Raw genomic sequence first — 18,200 nt, forward strand, 5'->3', positions numbered from 1 at the left:
GTTAGCCTGCAACTCTCACAGGAATTGAACATCTTGATTGCTCGACGAATGCGTCCAGGTCTGTTCTCTTGTAGAGAATCTTCTTACCATTGGGGATGTAGAACGGTAAACCATGATTTTCGCGCCATTCACGAAACATATTGTGATTACCTATCCCAAGATAAATGGCTGCTTCTTGCTCGGTGAGCCATTGCTTCTTTTCAAGATTGCAAACAATTGTAGTTTCTTTCTTCGCCATGTTTAGTGGTATTGAGGTTTCTGATTATTTTCAACTTATTGTCGCTTGGAGAGCGTCTGAATTGCACGTTGAAGGTGCATTCTAACCAGGCGCGTGAGAGGTCAGTGCGGCTTTTACTCTGTGTTTTCTCAAAAGCCTTCTGAATGTGCGTCTTAACGGTGTCGATGGAGATGAACAGTACCTCCGCGATTTCTTTGTTCGATTTTCCGAGAAAGATTAGCATGGCTATTTCTTCCTCCCTTTCTGTCAATAGTTTCATGATTATCCCGATTCATTGTTGTTGGTTTATTTTGTATATAGTTGGTGAATGACCCTTTGAGTCATCCTATAGAATTGTTGTTTTCACACTTTTGAGTGATTGACGTCAGGTTTTTTGTTTTCATAATTTTGTATTAGATTTAAATTAAACCAATAGCCAATAATTTGAATTAATACACGTCTTGTTTGCTTGTTATTGTGTTGTTATTCATGGTTTAAATGGTTTATTGGTATTTGTTAAATCGAAAATACAACCAAAGTGTGCATATATGCAAATTAAATTTGTTAAAATGCACACATTAGTTGTTTGTTTAGAATAGTTCTAAATAATGAGACCTGAAGAGATATTGAGTAAATTTCTTGATGAGCTTGGAGTAAGTGCATCTGAGTTGGCTGAAAAGCTTGGTTATGAAAGGGCTGAAAAGCTTTATAAAATCCTTAGAGGTCAAGCGAAGAGTATATCAGTCCAAATACAGGAGGATATATTGAGAGTGTATCCAGGCACTAATAAGTTGTTTTTATTGACTGGCGAAGGAGAGGTGTTTAAGAGGGAATTTAATAATAATAAGATTGGAAATTACATTGAAAGTCATGTTGGAGATATAAATACACAAGTTTTTGAAGAATTAATTGAGATTTCAAAAGACATAAAGAGTATTCCTGATGATAAAGATGAGCTAAATAGAATTATTCATGGAATGTCTGATGAATCGCATAGTGGGTTGAAGATTTTATTGGCGACAATAAAAAGGCTTGAAAAGGAGCTTGATGTAAAGGATGAAATTATTAAATCGAAAGACGAGATAATACAATCAAAAAACGAAATTATAGAGCTATTGAAAAATAAATAACCCACCAAATCAAACCTAATGAATGCAAAAAAACTAAAAACACTCCTTTTTGAAAGGAATGAAGAAGGTGTATATGATGTAGAGGTGTTAAAAAAGCTTGAAGACTTTCTCGAAGATGCGAAAGAGACAACTGATGATAAAATCTCTCTATCTGAAGTTAAGAAATCAGAACTGATGTTTTATAGTGAATTGCTTCACAATAAATACACAAGAGAGAAGTTAAAGGCTATACAAAGCAATACAGGAGTTGTTAAGGTTATTGTGTTGATTTATTTTGTGATTTCGCTGATAGTGGCATTCTTTTTATTGCTTGGCTTGCGATGATAAACAATAGGATAGTCATATCGGACAGTCAAATTGGGGCCTATATTGAAAAGAGCTTAGGGAAAGTTAGGTTAGGTAAAAAAGAGCTCCAAAAGGAGAATGAACTTTTACGGAAACGTATTGATGAACTGGAAGAGGAAATACGAAGCCTTAGAGAGAAAAAATAATTATTCGGGATAATTAGATATACACTATTGCTAATTAATTAAGAAGGGAGGTGACGCAACAGACATCATCTAGACGATCATTGTGTTGAAAATAATGTGGGAAAATAGTCATGAAACTATTTAAGAAGGGAATCTTAAAACTAGGTATTTGCAGGTATTTAAATCTGCGTCAACGCATTAAGTTAGAACGTAAAAAAGCTTTGATTGAGCTGAGGGAAGAGCAACTTAAATTAAAGCTTGAACTCGTAGACGATAGAGATAGGTTTCTGAAAGAAAAACTAAATGTTGTTCGGAATCTTATTGATTATCAGTTAGAACTTAATACTGTCAGTGAAACACAAATTAAGATTATTCGTGAATTTTTGGGGGAACCAGTCATGGAAAAGATCCGAGGGCTAAATATCAATATAGCCCATTCGGATATAGAAAAAGTAACCCTAAAACAGACATCTAATGATCGAGAAAAGGAAAGTTTGGGAGAGCAAAAGAGCGATCCTTGAATACTACGAAGCGCTTTCGCTTCTGGTAAAGAGATACAAGCAATTCCTGCCCTCTTCGGAGTACAGGGATGTTATGTTGAAGTCTTTACAATACTACACCGAACTGCGCTGCAACCATCTGGTTGTTGACTCTGCTTTTGCTGGGCCTGTAAGCGAGAATGATATCGTTTGGGCCTGCGAGCAATATGAATCAATTGCGAATAAGAGCCTGTTAGATAAATTGCATGTTGTACGGCCGTACTCCGTTTATACGCAATATTCTATACTTGAATTTCAAAGACGCCTCTATGGGAGCATACCTATTTTAGTTTACCCCACCATGGAGGAAGTCTTGAATTCTATCAAACCAAATTTAATTCCCGCAAAATGAAAAAACTACTGTTTGGCCTGATGTTGTTTCTTGTTTATGGGTGTTCCTCTTCGGAAACAGAAGAGCCATATCAGATAGAGTTTATGAATACTTCTTCTTTGGGCCTATTATATAATCATGTTCCTGTAAAACTTTACGCTATGTCTTCGGATGAAAGGCTTGATAAGGTTGAATTTTATTTTGATGACGAATTAATTGGAGTTAAGATTTCGGCACCCTATGAAGTTGAATACGTGCCAATAGATGTGCCACCTGGCGAACATGGCATTTCAATCATTGCATATTTCGATAATGAACCGTTGGAGATGTATTATGGAGCGGTTAGTCTGCAGCTAAGGTTAGGTGATAAATATCAGGGCGGTGTTATTTTTAAGCTAGATGATGACGGAGAGCATGGATTAATCGCATCAGAAGAGGACTGTGTAAATGGAGGCGATAAGAAGTTTGGCTTTAGTGGTTATGGTAAGTTATATGGGGCAACCAGTGCGACGGATGGCTTGGTGAATACGGAAGCAATAGTCAAAGAAGCTAATTATTCTTGGGTTGCTGCGGCTGCTTGCTATAACTATGAGCATGGGGGATATGATGATTGGTATCTTCCGTCTAAATCTGAACTTGAACTGTTGTCCGACAATTTTAAGATTGTTGGCGGGTTTGAGTTTACTGATGAATACTCAAGAGGGTATTGGAGCTCAACTGAGATTGATGAAACAACGGCTTATCTTGTGAGGATAGAGGCAATGACTGGTAAATATTACAAGGACAGAGTCTATCAAGTTAGAGCCATAAGAAAGTTTTAATGTTACGCATCGAAATACATAAGTCGCGCTCAAAGCGCTATGCTGAAGTGGTTGAATTAGCTCACAGGTATGGAGCTATTAAGGATAGAGAACTTTTAATTCTAACCATTGAAGATTATGATCTTTTTTCGGCTTATGAAGATTATTTCGATCTATTAATGATTATCTGCAAATGGAAAACTGTAAAGGCATATTATAGGGGTGAGCCGGTAAAGTTGTATCGGTTCATCCTTAATAGTAAATTCATTTACGACTGCGCCTCAGAGCGTCATAATGCTGACGAGAAGTATTGCTGGCAAAATCCACATAAAGAGGGATGGACTTGCAAGAAGCTTATAAAGATAAGCCGTTATGTTCGTGATGGAGTAAGAAATTATTATGAATATGGAGCCTTCAATAAAGATGTATGGCGTATAGATAAGAATGCACTACTTGACAAGCTAGGTAGTGAAGTGCTATCTTCCAAGTGTCATCTATGCCCATATTTTGATTTTCAAAATATCGTCGAGATAGTAGCCCGGGGGTTGCCAGAGTGCCTGATTGCTGATGGTATATTCTTCGTGCAAGAGAATGGCAGGATAAAGCACAAGATTTCAATTGATGAGATTAATCAAATGCAAATGATGGGCGTATTGTCAAAGCTGGTTAATTATGGCTTTACAAAACTTGCGCTATCGATGCGCCCAGGAGAGAAGTTTTACAACGCTGATAAAATGTATAAAAAGCATCTAGATGGATATCTGAAAAGAGGCATTAGCCTCAATTAAACCAATTTAAAACCAAAACCATGAGTTATTTTTTTAATAAACTGAAAGCCAAAAATCAAAAGATTAAGGAGCTTGAACGCATTATTTTAATGAAGGAGCGCTTAAACAAGGAGCTTCAAAATAGGTGCTCGGTGCTTGAGGATGAGTTAATTTTTGCATCACAAGACATGCAGAAGAATATGGAGGTGCTTAAGACTTTTGCTTCTTCTTGAGATTGAAAGCATATTCGATCACCTTTTTATTAGCCTTGTCTACTTTCTCCTGGTCAAAATTGATGTATATGTCTGTTACGGTTTTTTGCCCATGGCCAAGTGCGGCAGCGATCGTTTCCTTAGGAATTTCAAGTTCTGCTGCATATGTAGCCCATGAGTGTCGTGCATGGTACATCGAACAAACAGGGATATCAATTTTTTTTGTTATTCGCTCAAGGCTCTTGTTGAAGCCGTTGGCCATAGAATTTTTATTGGCATACCGTTCACTGTAAAAAAGCAGCCTTTCACCACTGCCTTGATGTTTCTTTATGATATCCATGGCCATTGGATGGATCTTAATACTATAATCCCTTTTAGTCTTTCGTCTTTCGTACACCAACCGCTCGCCTTGAATACAGCCTTTCTTAAGGTGAAACAGATCTACTGGGTTAATGCCCTGTAGAAGGAAAGAAAGCAGAAAAGCATCCCTTCCGATTTCTGTACTTTGAAGGTCTGGTGCATGAAATTGTGCAATAGCTCTAAAGTGGTCCAAACTCAAGTTGCGGTGTTTGGTTTTGGGTTTGGGAATTTTAAATCCTCTTCTTCCAAAAGGGTATAACTCAAATGGAATAAGTGGAGTTGGTTCATCTAAGGCCTTATTAATGATTGCCCGAATATTTCGAAAATCCAAAGACCTCGTTGTTTGCGAATAGCCATTTGACGCCATCCAATTTTCGTAAGTCTCTAGCCAATGCTTATTGATGGAATTAAAATTGATGTTTTCATTATTAGTGAAATTATTTATCCTTTTTAAAGTCTCCTTATATATACCCCATGTTCTTCCAGGTCTGGCCTTCATGAGTTCGATTTGCTTCTTATAGTATTGAGTGAAAGAAGAGGGGTTGTAATGGTCTCCATTTTGAACGGCTTCAATTCGCTCTTTGACATCATCAACAGACAATAGGTTTATGTGCTTGATTTCATAGAGTGTCTCTTTTAGCTCAATAATAAGCTTCTGCAGCTTTAAATTTGTGGCTTTTAGGTTGGGTATTTCCGGTGTTTTTTTCTTAAACTGTGCAAGTTTATTATCCCAATTTTCTTTTGTTGACGTGTATTCGGTTTGTAAATACCTGTTAGCTCCCTTGTGGGAAATTCTAATTTTTAACGGATATACCTTTGTTTTCGAGCTATATCTTGTGTCAAGATACAATGATACTTTGGCCATGGTTTATTGGTTTACTTGCACATCTTTTGCACATTTTTCAATACAAAAGTGCAAAAATGTGCAAAATAATGCAAGTGAAAATTGAAGGGAAGTTATGTGTGTGTTCTTTAAAAGTATTGTTAATAAGGGGGTATAGCGTATTTAGTTTATCTGTTATTAATAGGTTGTTAACGTTTCATGGACGGTTACAGCTGCAATACTTTGAGTTATTGCAGCTGTTTTTTTGAGTTTAAAATTAAATGATCAACCAAGAATAACTTTGAAAAATACTATTTTCGTGAGCCGAAATAATCGAAACGAATAAATTTAAGGAAGATGATTGACTTTACGCAAACAACCATTCAACACATTGTAGTGCATCATATTGGCTGCCGGGCCGAAGCTGAAGAGCTACGTTTTTCAAAGGGTGAGTTGCAGCTGCACGATGATGAGATGGTGATTGATGTACTAAAGCAATACTTCTTTAAACCTTTTAAGACAGAGGCTTATTTCAATTTTCATCACGATGATGGAGTAGAACAAAACCTGATGTTTGGCCTTGTGGATACCATTTTTAATAATCCGGCTTCGTTTTACGATAACTCAATTGCCATTGCCAATCATCTGTATGAGCAATCCAATCACCCAAAGATAAAGGGAGGCGAATTTTATATGGTATTGTTTAATAACTGTGTGGTAGATGGCGAGATAGTAGACGCACTCGGTATTTTTAAATCTGAGAATAAAGATACCTTCCTGAAAGTGATGCTACGCGATAATAACTTTGAATTGGGCGCGCAAGAGGGAATTAATATTAAAAGGCTGGATAAGGGCTGCCTGGTATTTAATACCGAAAAGAGTATGGGCTACAAAATATGTTCGGTGGACAATATCAATAAAGGCAACGAGGCGCATTTCTGGAAAGATGACTTCCTGGGTTTAAAGCCGCGTGAGGATAATTACTACTTCACCAATAATTATCTGCAAATGTGTAAAGGCTTTGTGGATGAGGTGTTTAATGATGAAAATGAAGTGGAGCGTCCTGACCAGGTGGATTTACTCAACCGTTCGATGGATTATTTTAGTAAACATGCTGCCTTTGATGAGAAAGAGTTTGAAAAGGAAGTGATTCGTCAGCCCGAAGTGGTAGATGCCTTTCAGGATTATAAAAGCTTTTTTGAATCGGAAAAGAGCATGCCTCTGCAGGATAGTTTTGATATCTCCAAAGATGCCGTTAAGTCGGAGAAGAAACATTTTAAATCGGTATTGAAACTCGATAAGAACTTCCATGTGTATGTGCACGGAAAGCGTCAATATATGGAAAAAGGATTTGACTCTCAACGTGGACTGAAGTTCTACAAGCTCTATTTTGAATACGAAGAATAACATCAAAAAGCTATTAGGTGTTATCCATCAGCTGATGTCTTTTTGATGTTATTCTTATTGTTATGTGTTAGTTTTTAGTTGTTTAATATCCATAGAAATCATCCACTGACGTTTTGGACAGGTCTATCAGAAACTGGCTAATTACCTGGCATAGATCATTGAAGAAGCGCTCTCCTTTTTCAGCGGTTGACTTAGACGGGTTACCCACACCAGTATCGTTACTTACTTTGGTCCATTCGCGCTCGGCCCAGGCCCATTTTTGATTGAGTGCATTCACCTTAAACAGCTTGTTTTGGCCGTTGCCGGCTTCGCTTAATGGGCGAACTAACTCAGGGTAGAGGTATTGCATTAAGCTGGTCTCGGTTTCATCGGCATGGTCGCCGGCATGGGCAAAGTACTTGTCTGCCTCCAGGGCCTGAAACCAGTTGCAGGTCACCAGTTTCTTGCCGGGAAACCGCAGCCCCAGTTCGCGAATCATGGTCTTGAAATCATTACCTCCATGTCCGTTAAAAATCAGTAGCTTATCACATTGCTTAAACACCGATGTGGCCACGTCTTTCAGAATTGCTTGTTGTGTTGAGGGCAGCATGTTAATGACATAAGGAATATCGGTTTGCCCCGTATTAACCCCAAACGGTATTTCGGGTAAGACGAGTACTTTAGCTCCCCGCTCGTTGGCCAGTTGTGCCGATTGGTTAATAATCACACCATTCTGATAGTTGTCTGTTCCATAAGGCAAATGAAAGTTATGGGCTTCGGTGGCACCCCAGGGTAGAATTGCCAAATCAAAGCGGTGCTTTTTTATGTCCTGAAGATTAAGCTGTGCTAGTTGCATATGTTTGGTATTAAAAATTAAGAGCTGCTTTTGATAAAGCAGCTCTTAAGATAGTCTATTGTTTGTTTTTTACATACTTTTCAAGCCATTGATCTTGCTCCCATAGCATGTGTAATACCGATTCGCGGGCACGATAGCCATGACTCTCGGATGGCAGCAGCACTAAACGAACGGTGGCTCCCAAACCTTTAAGTGCATTAAAATAACGTTCACTTTGCATGGTGTAGGTGCCAGAGTTATTGTCTTCCACACCATGAATCAATAGGAGTGGATGCTTCATTTTGCTGGCATTCATAAATGGTGACATGGTGTTGTAAATGTCTGGTGCCTCCCAGTAGTTGCGTTCTTCACTCTGAAAACCGAAAGGCGTAAGCGTGCGGTTGTAGGCGCCGCTGCGTGCTATTCCAGCCGCAAACAGATCAGAATGAGTTAGCAGGTTGGCTGTCATAAAGGCGCCATACGAATGGCCACCTACAGCTACTCGCTCACGGTCAATGTAGCCTTGCTCATCCAGGTAATCGATGGCGGCTTTGGCATTGGCTACCAATTGCGGTACGAAGGTGTCATTAGGCTCTTCATCACCTTCACCAACAATAGGGAAGGAGGCGTCATCCAGCACGGCATAGCCTTTCATTACCCAAAATACTGGTGAACCATACCAGGGATAGATAAACTCGTTGGCGGAAGTTGTTACCTGTCCGGCGCTTTGTTTGTCTTTATATTCAGTTGGATAGGCCCACATGATGAGTGGCAGACGCTCTTTGTTGCTCATGTCGTAATCTGCAGGTAAGTATAAGGTTCCCGAAAGTGGTAAACCATCCTCACGTGTATATTTTACTAACTCCTTGTGTACGCCTTCCAGACTCTTAAACGGATTCTCGAATTGCGTTACCGGGCGTGGTGCCTTACGCGACTTAATATTGCGGGCATAATAATTTGGGTAGTCTGTAGGTGACTGAACGCGTGTTATGATTTCGCCTTTTCGAATATTAATAATCTTCGAGATGGTTTCCAGCTTGTCCTTGTTTTCAGCCTGGTATAAACGGGTTGCTTTTTTGGTGCCCAGGTTCATCATATCAATGAAAGGTTTTTGACCTTCTTTCGAATAGCCATCGCCTTCGAGGTAAACATTGCCCTTATCCATCACCAATATTTCGCGGTTGTATTCATTACGCTCGGTAATAAAACTACCTGGATCATTATAACGGTCCTGATAGTTGCGATCGTAAAGTACTTCTGGCTGCTGGCTGGCATCTGAAGGATTAAACAGATAGGTTTTTGTATTGCGTGTATTCCACCAGTAGTCGTAAGCCATGGCTACATTATCGCTTCCCCACGTGATACCGGCAAATCGGTTAATGGTTTTTAATAAAGAACTTGGTTCTTCGGTAAAAGGAGCTGCCCATTCAAATACCTCGTCGCGGTGTTCAGCCTCTACTTCCGGATCTCCTTTATCCAATACTTCCGCCCAAACCAAGGTGGCAGGCTTGTCATCGCGCCAGGTGATGCTACGTTTACCAGTCCGTTCGGCCATAAAACCTTTTGGTAGTTCTTCAATTAGTGGTACCTCTTCAATGGTTTGGAATTTTTTGCCATCCTTGTCGGTTAAAATATAGTCCGTTGGAAACCGGCGGTAAGGTACTATGTATGAAAAAGGTTGCTTAATGATAGATACAATGGCATAGTTGCCGTCCGGTGAGAAATTGATGCTGCGATAAATGGCCTTTGGTGCCCAGTCAGCCTGTTGGCCATCCAGGGTCACTTTTTTAAGCTCCGATTCTGCCAGTTTAATGAAGTTCTCTTCATCCAGCTTATCTTTCAGTAAGTCCTGGTAGGTGCGGTTCTGGGCTTTTTGGCCTTCGTTAACTGAAACAACAGGACCTTGCGGAATGGCAGTCCCTTTATCAACCAGCTGACCTCTGTTGGCAGGCATTGTTTTTACAATCAGAGTACTGTTATCTTTCATCCAGCTGAAAGGCGCACCCAGGTTGCCGTTCAGATTAGCTTCGGTGAGTTTATGTGCTGTGCTGGTGGCAATATCAATGTACCATAGTTCGGTACCATTGCTTACGGTGTTCGTGAATGCCATTTTGCTTTGATCAGGTGACCAGGAGAAGTTGGCCAATCGCGCATTTTGAGGCATGCCTTTTACTTCCACAATGCCTTCTTTCTTTTTCTGCAGCTTAACAGTGTTTGAAAACCTGGTGCGCGATGAAATGTTGGTCACAGGATTGGTGCGGATGCCTGCCAGTTTTATTTCCTGCTCCGATAGTTCACCAATGCTTTTGTATTGGTTGCGGTAGAAAAGAACAATGACTGAGCCATCGTCGTTTATGGAAGTGCCGGGAGGCAGAGGTACATCCGCCAGTTGGAGAATCTCTTCAGAAGGTTCCTGATATGTCAGGTCGATTTGTGCGCTTACTGTCAGGCCACACAGCAGTATGCCGGTTAAAAGTAACAATAGGTGTTTCATTTGCATTTAGTTTTTGTTTAGACCCCATTAGTGGGTGTAGATTTAATTTAGTTGTTTTAAAAAGTAGAAAAGTTAATGTTTAATATTTTACTGTACAACTCAAGGAATTGAAAAGCGCTTAAATGGCCACTTGAAGGAATAGAATCATTTGAAAAATGTATTTTCGCAGGCATAAACCTCGAAGATGGATTCAAAATTACTACTGCTGTTAACTACCATGCGCATGCCATATGGCAAATATAAAGGTTGGATATTGTGCGATTTACCCGAACCTTATCTGGTTTGGTATCATAGCAAGGGCTTTCCGGAGGGAAAGCTGGGCATGCTGTTGCACACGCTCTACGAGATTAAACTTAACGGACTGGAGTATTTATTAAAGCCCCTAAGGAAATAAAAAAGCCTTGATTAATAATCTAACCAAGGCTTCTCTCCGATTAGTCCGACTTATTGTCCGAACTTATAACTTATGCCAAAGCCAAAGAGCTGTTTGAATTGCACGCGTGGTCCTTCCACTTCTTTTGCAGCATTTACATACTTAATATCATCATCGTAGATGAGGTTAAATGTAGCTACAGCACTTAAAAATGAATTAACCTTCATGTTAAAGGCCAGTTCCCAGTCCACATCTATATTTTGTGGCTTTTTCATATTGGAGAATAAATCCAAACGGGTGCTCACATCCACGTTTTTCACGATGTTGGCTTTTTTGGCCAGCAATTTGGCAGATGCACCAAATTCACTGCGCAAATTTTCACCTTCCTTCACACCAAAAGCACCGGCGTTGGATAACGAGTCGTCCAGTACAACCGTCATCTTGCTGGTTAGTGGCGATAGGTACACTGAGAAATTATCATTGGGCTTGTAATCCATACCCAGCGATAAGTTGAGATATGCCGGAGCCATAAATTCCGATAGCTTGGTGGTGTTTTCCGGCGGATCACTGTAACCCACATCAAATTGCGTTTTAAAATCCATTAAAGCAGTGTAGTACCATTTACTACCATCGGCCTGGTAGCCCAGTTTAGATGTCAGGTAGAGTTTGTCTTCGGTTTTAACCATGTTATCGCTGCCCTGCTTGGTTAAACCATAGCCCATGTCAATGGTATTATCCCACTTGATTTTGTTTTTGCTGTAGTTAAAATACGAGTTGAGCAAAAAAGTACCGGCAACCGAGTTTTTACCACCTGCCGCCCAGTTGGTTAGTGAAACCTGGTTGAAGGTAAATGAGGGTGTGCCACCTATTTTCCAGTGTTTGATGGTATCGTTTTCAGCGGTTTGACCAACGGCCGTTAGCGCCATAAATAATAGGCCAATGCCTAATGCTTTCTTCATAAATTGATTAATAAGTAGAAAGCTCTGCCGGTTAACAGAGCTTTATGGGTTAATAATTATTTTTCATTGAACAAGTGCACATCTCTTTGCGGGAATGGGATGCTGATGCCTTGTTTGTCAAATTCTTTCTTCACAAATTCCATCATGTAGAAATAAACGGTCCAGTAGTCGCTGGTTTTGGCCCATACACGTGTGACCAGATTAATAGAGCTATCACCATGTTCCAGCACGCCAACAAAAATGGCAGGATCTTTCAATATCAACTCCTGCTTGCCGGCTACCTCAATAATAATATTGCGAGCTTTATCGATGTCATCATCATAGCCAATGCCAAATACAAAGTCTACACGGCGGGTTTCTTCTTTAGAGTAATTAGTCATGGCCCCAGTCGATAAGCCTCCGTTTGGTATAATAACCACTTTATTGTCGGGTGTTGTAAGGATAGTGTTGAATATCTGAATTTCCTTGACAAGTCCAGTGTGGCCTTGTGCCTCAATAAAGTCTCCCACCTTAAATGGCTTAAGAATAAGCAGGATCACGCCTCCGGCAAAATTTTGTAAGGTGCCTGATAGTGCCATACCTACTGCCAAACCGGCTGCACCTAATATGGCTATAAATGAGGTCATTTGAACACCCAGATAGCTAATAACGCTGATGAACAGCAGTACCTTTAAAGTTACCGATGTAAGGCTAATGATAAATGGAACAAGTGTTTCATCTACACCTCTGGTTGCCAGTAGTTTCTTGAATCCTTTGACAATTTTATTGATTATCCAAAGTCCAATAACGGCAATCAGAATAGCTGCCAGGAGTCTGATACCATTGGCTATTACCCAATCATAAATGGGTTTCCAGTCAAATCCATTAATCCCTAATTCTTCCATAATTTTTAAGTTAAGTTTACTATCAAAGTTGGTGGTTAAACATTTTAGCTCTGCTAATGTTCTGCCAAAGTTAGAAAATGTTAGCGTTTCGAAATGTATTTTTACATTCATAATGTTTATTTTCGCGCCACTAAGCAAAATAAGCCATGATTGATAATAAAGCACTAAATCAGATAGTTATTCCGCAGCACATTAAAGGATTAATTTTTGATATGGACGGTACTCTTTTAAATAGCACACCTATTCATTATAAGGCGTGGCTGGGGGCCTGTCAGCCGTTTGGCGTTGATTTTGAATATGAGTACTTTATCCGCCTGACAGGGCGACCTGTTTTAGAATTGAGTAAGGATTTGATTGCTACTTTTAACATGGCCATAGCTCCTGAGGAGTTAGTGCAGCAGAAAGAGCGTCTGGTTGAGCAGAATTTACACAATGTGGAAATTGTAGAGGCGGTATATGATGTGGTCAAACGATATGAAGGCCAGTTACCCATGGCCGTTGGTACGGGTGCCAGCCGCGAACGAGCCATGCGTTTGCTGAGTGATAGTGGAATTATTAATCACTTTGAAGTTGTAATAACATCAGATGATGTGGATAATTACAAGCCACATCCTGATACCTTTTTAAAAGCTGCTGAAGCCATTAAAGTTAATCCTGCTGAGTGCATGGTGTTTGAAGATGGTCATCTGGGTATGGATGCAGCGGTAGTAGCCGGTATGCATGTAATCGATGTTAAACCTTATTACCGCTAGTGGCCATGGTGCAGTCATTCGATTTATTGCTTTTGTTCGACTACATTGGTACCATGGTATTTGCCATTAGTGGAACGCTCACAGCGGCTCAAAAACGGCTTGATATTTTTGGTGCCATATTTATTGGTTTTGTAACCGCCATCGGTGGAGGTACTGTCAGAGATATTATGCTAGGGAATCTGCCTGTTTCGTGGATTCAATCCAATAATTATTTCTTCGTCATACTGGCCGGCATTTTAATCACCATCCTGTTTAAAAAACACGTCATCAGGCTACGCAATACCTTGTTTCTGTTCGATACCATTGGTATTGGTGTATTCACGGTATTAGGCCTCGAGAAAGCCATGGCATTTGGTATTTCGGCGCCTATTGCTGTTATAATGGGGCTTTCATCTGCTGTGGTGGGAGGTATTATCCGCGATACCTTAACCAATGAGGTACCCCTCATCTTTCACAAGGAAATATATGCCACAGCCTGTATTACAGGCGCAATCATTTTCCTGATACTGCACTATTTGCATGTGCCTGAAGTGATTTGCGAGAGTGTAACTGTATTAAGTATTATTGGTATTCGTTTGTGGGCGGTGAAATACAACATTACCATGCCGCATATCTCGTTAAGCGAAAAGGAGTAACATTCGCTATTTATTAAGCTGTTGATGTGTTTTTGTCAGTGTTGAGTATCTAGTATGGATAAACTAGTTATTCGTCAAAGCCAAGATGCTCGGCAATGTTTTTGTATTCGGCAGCCTTTTGCATGTCCCCCATTTTTTCACAGGCTACTCCCAAATAAAAGTAGGCTTCGGCCTTGTCTTTTTTGATTTGGGTGGCCTGCAACAGGTCGTTGTAAGCCTGTTCATACCTTTTGAGTTCAAGGCGGGTACGCCCCCGGTTGTACTTTACCTGATAGGACTTTCTCTTGAGTTTATCGGCTTGCGAATAGTCTTTGTCTGCACCTTCTAAATCACCCATCTCCACATGTAAACCTGCTCTTTTGACCAATGCATCAAAGAATTGAGGCTTTAGTTGAAGGGCTTTGTTGAAATTACCCAAGGCCGATGGTTTATCTTTAAATTTAAGCAGGCATTCGTTGGCCATCAGGTAATATTCGCGGGCAAATTCTTGCACATTTTTTTGCTGGCGTTTAATGGCGGCGTTCAACTCTTTCACCTCATGCTCCAGTTGAGTTATTTTGGATAGTTTAATGGCAATCATTCGCTGGACCGATTCAACCGAAAGAGCCTCTTGCTTCTCGTTAGCCAATGCAAATGAGTGCACGGCATCGTTAAAGTTACCTGCATCGAAGTGCAGTTGCGCATTTTTGTATAAATCCTGTGCTTCGGCTTTGTTCAGTTCCTTTTCAATGAGTACTTTATTATTGGCAGCCTTTGAGAATGCAACCACTTCGTTGTTGACAATGACATCGCGTGGCGAGATTTTGGTTTTAAGCACAATGCCGTCCAGCGAAACGCAACGCGAGAGGGCTACGTATAGCTGGCCTCCCGCAAAGGCTCCACCTGAGAAGTCGAGCATCACTTTATCGAAGGTTAGTCCCTGGCTCTTATGGACGGTGATGGCCCAGGCCAGTTTCAATGGATATTGGGTAAATGAGCCTAGTTCTTCTTCAATGATGCGGTTGTTTTTTTCATCGTATTTATAGCGGATATTGCGCCAAACTTCTTTCTCTACCAGGTGGATCTCCTCATTCTGAAGACGAACGTATATACCGTGTTCATCAATCTCTTCAACGCGTCCAAGGCTGCCATTGTACCAACGTTTTTCCATGTCGTTTTTAACAAACATCACCTGGGCATTTTCTTTTAGCACCAATTCTTTTAAAGTGGGCAAACCCGATTCGGGGAACTCACCGGATATACGTCCTGTGAACTCATGTTCGTGGCCTTCGAGTTGCTCCAGTTTACTGTCGTTAATGTAATCCACCGTATCCCGACGAGTTGCCAGGGTAATAAAGAACTCATCAATTGGGCTCTGAAACCCCGGATTAAAACGTTCGTTGATAGCAGCAATGTCGATATTGCCAGCCTGTTTTAGCCGGATGCGATCAAGGAGGTTAACAAAGGTGTCATCATTTTGTCGGTATACTTTCTTCAGTTCTATTTGTACCAGAGGGATTTGTTTAAATACACGAGCCGAAAAGAAATAAGGGGATGGATAAAAACGGCGCAAAATCTGCCAGTCATCCCGCTTAACAACCGGTTCGAGCTGGAATACATCGCCCACCATCAGTAGCTGCTTACCGCCAAATGGCTGGTTCATATTTTTGGTGAACACCCTTAATACTCTATCAATAAAATCCAGCACATCACCCCGCACCATTGATACCTCGTCAATAATAAGCAGATCCAATTCTTTAATGATCTGTGTGTGCGATTTGCGGTATTTCAAAAAGTCGAAAATACGGCCTTTTTGTGTCGATAAATCCGGGTCATCGGGCAGGATAGGGCGAAAGGGTACTTTAAAAAAGGAGTGAATAGTTACGCCACCTGCATTAATAGCTGCAATGCCGGTAGGTGCCACCACCACAAATTTTTTATGCGTGTGCTGGCAGATGTATCTCAGAAACGTTGATTTCCCCGTTCCAGCCCGCCCGGTTAAAAACACCGACGAATTAGTGTGCTGGATTAGCTTCAGAGCATCCTGAAACTCTGTATTATCGGTATCAAAGTTGTCGGGCAATACATTATTCATTTACTCTACCTCTGCTATGCTTTCTTTTCCTGTTAATTCTTCCGAGCCATAACGTTTAATTACATTATAAGCTTTGTAAATACCAAGCTCACCAGCTTTACTTAAATCAGCTGTTCCTTTGGCTTCCTGGTTGAGGAATATTAATGTGAGTCCACGATTAAAATAGGCCTCGGCAAATTCAGGATTAAGCTCAATGGCCTTTGTAAAATCCTCAACACCTTGCAAGAAGTTCTTTTTAAGGCAATGGATAATGGCCCTATTGTAATAGGCAAACTCAAACTCTGGCGATAATTCAATGACCCGGTTCAAATCATTAATGATGAGTTCGTAGTCCAGGATGTGTGATGCCTCACCTTCTGGCTTTGGCGTTGTGTGATTTGTTTTGGCTTTAATAGGGCCTTGCAACATAACATTGTTTGGTGCCTGTGTGGCTTCTTCCAGAGAGGCAATGACTTCCACCATTTTATGGCGAGAGTAAGCACGGTTAAACAGCGCAACCACATTGCTTGGGTCCGACTTTAGTATTTCGTTATAGTCAGCCATGGCGTTGCTGTAGTTCATTACCATACTATACAAGGCTCCGCGAGCGATTAATATATCGCGGTCGGTTTCCTCATCTTGCAGCTCCTGTGTGATATCGTTAATATCGTTGGTCAGGCGTATATATTTAAGGCCTTCTGCTTCTATTTCGCGGTTGGTAATAATCAGTGGTCTTTTATACAACTCTTTTTTATTGAAAGCTACCACCTCTTTTTCGTAATAGGCCGGACGGCTAAGAATTGTATCGCCTGAGTAATAAGTTAAACCAAAGACAGGTTCCAAATCGATGAAGATGTTACGGTTTTGTACCTTACCACGGATGCTCTCCACCAACTGTTCATCCTGTTCGTTTTCTTCGAAATCATCCAGTACCGCAATCTTATCGTAGTTTCTTATGTCCTTATCGCTTTTACTGCGAGTGGCTTTTTTCTTGGGTCGTTTGTCTTTACTCTCATCCTTATCTTCACTATCCTTGCTATCTGTTTGGCTGTCCAGTGCCATGTCGCGGTCACGTCGGTCCGATTCCAGTTTGTAAGCGGTCATCATGTCAATTTGCGCTCCATTTTCATCGCCCATCCGCCTTTTGATAGCTGAGCGGATACCATAGGCCTGGCCAAAGTTGGGGTAGTTATCAATGATGATGTTGACATCCCTGAGAGCTTCCTTGTTTTGTCCCAGTTCATTGTATAAAATGGCCCTGTTAAATAAGGTTAGGAGATTGCCCGGATCGAGTGCCAGAACCCTTGAGAAGTCTTCAATAGCCCTGTTTTTATCGCCAACCTGCGCCCGTAACAGTCCACGGTTATTGTAGGCCATGCTATTCTTGGGATCCAACTCTATCACTTTATCAAAATCGCGCATCGTACCTCTCAGGTCATCCAGCTGGTAAAGGATTGCACCACGTATCATGTAGTAATTGGCGTAGTCGCTTTTTAGCTCAATCACCCGGTCAAAATCCGTTTTGGCATCTTCGTAATTACCCAGTTGATAATTGAGAAAGCCTCTGAAAGCAAAACCATCGGACATATAGGGATTTAAATCAACCACTTTGCTGAAATCCTTAAGGGCACCAATGGAGTCACCGGCATGCGTTTTAGCTGCACCACGGCTGAGGTAGGCACTTAACATACCTGGGTTGATGTCGATGATACGGTCAAAGTCAGTAATGGCCTCATTGTATGCTTCAGTAGCCGAATGACTATTCCCACGGTTGATTAGGAGATTGATGTTGTTAGGCGAGATCTCCAGCCCGCTGCTGTAGTCTTTGATGGCTTGTTCGTGATTATCCTTTTTGCTCATGATGATGCCCCGAACGTTATAGGCATCCACCATAAAAGGATTTTTGCTTAAGCAGGTGTTAAGGTCTACTTCAGCCCCATTATAATCTTCAAGATAGTATTTGGCTAGTCCTCTGAAGAAATAGGGATCAGATAAATAAGGTTTAACCCTGATAACTTTATTGAAGTATTGAATGGCCAGTACATAATCCTCAAAATAGAGTGCATTTTTACCAATGGTCAGCATCCGATCGGTATTGATCTGTGCATTCATGGTTGGTAAAAGCAGGCATTTAAATAGTAATATAATGAGTGTAAATTTCTTAATCATACCGTTTCTTG

The 18,200-nt window shown here is 40.8% G+C and carries 20 protein-coding genes; 11 read left to right on the forward strand and 9 right to left on the reverse strand.

Annotated features, from left to right (window positions below; genetic code table 11):
• Position 1 precedes the first annotated feature (1 nt).
• On the reverse strand, positions 2 to 238 hold the full coding sequence (locus KDU71_RS07720; RefSeq protein ID WP_212189350.1) for an excisionase: 237 nt from the start codon (positions 236 to 238) through the stop codon (positions 2 to 4).
• Complete coding sequence (locus tag KDU71_RS23195; RefSeq protein WP_212189351.1) at positions 201 to 497, reverse strand: response regulator transcription factor; 297 nt, start codon at positions 495 to 497, stop codon at positions 201 to 203. The genes KDU71_RS07720 and KDU71_RS23195 overlap by 38 nt, the downstream gene beginning before the upstream one ends.
• Positions 498 to 825: 328 nt before the next feature.
• Between KDU71_RS23195 and KDU71_RS07730 the strand changes: the two genes are divergently transcribed.
• The 7 genes from KDU71_RS07730 (at position 826) to KDU71_RS07760 (ending at position 4,487) form a co-directional block, all read left to right on the forward strand.
• Complete coding sequence (locus KDU71_RS07730) at positions 826 to 1,347, forward strand: helix-turn-helix domain-containing protein (RefSeq protein WP_212189352.1); 522 nt, start codon at positions 826 to 828, stop codon at positions 1,345 to 1,347.
• An 18-nt stretch (positions 1,348 to 1,365) separates the two neighbouring features.
• Positions 1,366 to 1,671, forward strand: a complete 306-nt coding sequence (locus KDU71_RS07735) for a hypothetical protein (protein ID WP_212189353.1) — start codon at positions 1,366 to 1,368, stop codon at positions 1,669 to 1,671.
• 277 nt (positions 1,672 to 1,948) lie between these two features.
• Entirely contained in the window at positions 1,949 to 2,338 is a 390-nt protein-coding gene (locus KDU71_RS07740; RefSeq protein WP_212189354.1) for a hypothetical protein, read from the forward strand.
• Positions 2,292 to 2,708 carry a hypothetical protein gene (locus KDU71_RS07745; RefSeq protein WP_212189355.1) on the forward strand — a complete coding sequence of 139 codons (417 nt, stop codon included), beginning with the start codon at positions 2,292 to 2,294 and terminating at the stop codon, positions 2,706 to 2,708. The genes KDU71_RS07740 and KDU71_RS07745 overlap by 47 nt, the downstream gene beginning before the upstream one ends.
• The gene (locus KDU71_RS07750; RefSeq protein ID WP_212189356.1) at positions 2,705 to 3,508 is read left to right on the forward strand and encodes a DUF1566 domain-containing protein; all 804 of its coding nucleotides are present in this window, start codon (positions 2,705 to 2,707) and stop codon (positions 3,506 to 3,508) included. Before KDU71_RS07745 ends, KDU71_RS07750 begins: the two co-directional genes overlap by 4 nt.
• On the forward strand, positions 3,508 to 4,275 hold the full coding sequence (locus tag KDU71_RS07755; RefSeq protein WP_212189357.1) for a hypothetical protein: 768 nt from the start codon (positions 3,508 to 3,510) through the stop codon (positions 4,273 to 4,275). The genes KDU71_RS07750 and KDU71_RS07755 overlap by 1 nt, the downstream gene beginning before the upstream one ends.
• Positions 4,276 to 4,295: 20 nt before the next feature.
• Positions 4,296 to 4,487, forward strand: coding sequence for a hypothetical protein (locus tag KDU71_RS07760; RefSeq protein ID WP_212189358.1), 192 nt, complete (start codon positions 4,296 to 4,298; stop codon positions 4,485 to 4,487).
• Here the strand turns inward: KDU71_RS07760 and KDU71_RS07765 are convergent.
• Positions 4,465 to 5,691, reverse strand: coding sequence for a phage integrase SAM-like domain-containing protein (locus KDU71_RS07765; RefSeq protein ID WP_212189359.1), 1,227 nt, complete (start codon positions 5,689 to 5,691; stop codon positions 4,465 to 4,467). The two genes, KDU71_RS07760 and KDU71_RS07765, sit on opposite strands and share 23 nt — an antisense overlap.
• Before the next feature lie 315 nt (positions 5,692 to 6,006).
• Between KDU71_RS07765 and KDU71_RS07770 the strand changes: the two genes are divergently transcribed.
• Complete coding sequence (locus KDU71_RS07770) at positions 6,007 to 7,056, forward strand: nucleoid-associated protein (RefSeq protein WP_212189360.1); 1,050 nt, start codon at positions 6,007 to 6,009, stop codon at positions 7,054 to 7,056.
• 82 nt (positions 7,057 to 7,138) lie between these two features.
• Here KDU71_RS07770 and KDU71_RS07775 read toward each other — a convergent pair whose 3' ends face one another.
• Positions 7,139 to 7,891: a creatininase family protein gene (locus KDU71_RS07775; protein ID WP_212189361.1), complete on the reverse strand. Its 753-nt coding sequence runs from the start codon at positions 7,889 to 7,891 to the stop codon at positions 7,139 to 7,141.
• Between the two features lie 55 nt (positions 7,892 to 7,946).
• Entirely contained in the window at positions 7,947 to 10,364 is a 2,418-nt protein-coding gene (locus tag KDU71_RS07780) for a S9 family peptidase (RefSeq protein WP_212189362.1), read from the reverse strand.
• A 184-nt stretch (positions 10,365 to 10,548) separates the two neighbouring features.
• Here KDU71_RS07780 and KDU71_RS07785 point away from each other — a divergent pair, with 184 nt between their 5' ends.
• Positions 10,549 to 10,758 carry a DUF3820 family protein gene (locus tag KDU71_RS07785; protein ID WP_212189363.1) on the forward strand — a complete coding sequence of 70 codons (210 nt, stop codon included), beginning with the start codon at positions 10,549 to 10,551 and terminating at the stop codon, positions 10,756 to 10,758.
• A gap of 50 nt (positions 10,759 to 10,808) precedes the next feature.
• Here KDU71_RS07785 and KDU71_RS07790 read toward each other — a convergent pair whose 3' ends face one another.
• Positions 10,809 to 11,696 (reverse strand): DUF3078 domain-containing protein, encoded by an 888-nt coding sequence (locus KDU71_RS07790; protein WP_212189364.1) that lies wholly within the window; start codon positions 11,694 to 11,696, stop codon positions 10,809 to 10,811.
• A 56-nt stretch (positions 11,697 to 11,752) separates the two neighbouring features.
• Positions 11,753 to 12,691, reverse strand: coding sequence for a mechanosensitive ion channel family protein (locus KDU71_RS07795; protein ID WP_244828278.1), 939 nt, complete (start codon positions 12,689 to 12,691; stop codon positions 11,753 to 11,755).
• Between the two features lie 35 nt (positions 12,692 to 12,726).
• Here KDU71_RS07795 and KDU71_RS07800 point away from each other — a divergent pair, with 35 nt between their 5' ends.
• Together KDU71_RS07800 and KDU71_RS07805 are read left to right on the forward strand one after the other, a co-directional pair.
• Positions 12,727 to 13,332, forward strand: a complete 606-nt coding sequence (locus tag KDU71_RS07800) for an HAD family hydrolase (RefSeq protein WP_212189365.1) — start codon at positions 12,727 to 12,729, stop codon at positions 13,330 to 13,332.
• A gap of 5 nt (positions 13,333 to 13,337) precedes the next feature.
• Positions 13,338 to 13,967, forward strand: coding sequence for a trimeric intracellular cation channel family protein (locus tag KDU71_RS07805; protein WP_212189366.1), 630 nt, complete (start codon positions 13,338 to 13,340; stop codon positions 13,965 to 13,967).
• 67 nt (positions 13,968 to 14,034) lie between these two features.
• On the opposite strand, the gene KDU71_RS07810 is transcribed toward KDU71_RS07805, so the two are convergent.
• Both KDU71_RS07810 and KDU71_RS07815 read right to left on the reverse strand, forming a co-directional pair.
• Positions 14,035 to 16,041 carry a tetratricopeptide repeat protein gene (locus tag KDU71_RS07810; RefSeq protein WP_212189367.1) on the reverse strand — a complete coding sequence of 669 codons (2,007 nt, stop codon included), beginning with the start codon at positions 16,039 to 16,041 and terminating at the stop codon, positions 14,035 to 14,037.
• Positions 16,042 to 18,189 carry a tetratricopeptide repeat protein gene (locus KDU71_RS07815; protein ID WP_212189368.1) on the reverse strand — a complete coding sequence of 716 codons (2,148 nt, stop codon included), beginning with the start codon at positions 18,187 to 18,189 and terminating at the stop codon, positions 16,042 to 16,044.
• Between the last annotated feature and the right edge of the window lie 11 nt (positions 18,190 to 18,200).

The sequence above is a fragment of the Carboxylicivirga sediminis genome, assembly GCF_018156225.1.
GTDB lineage: Bacteria > Bacteroidota > Bacteroidia > Bacteroidales > Marinilabiliaceae > Carboxylicivirga > Carboxylicivirga sediminis.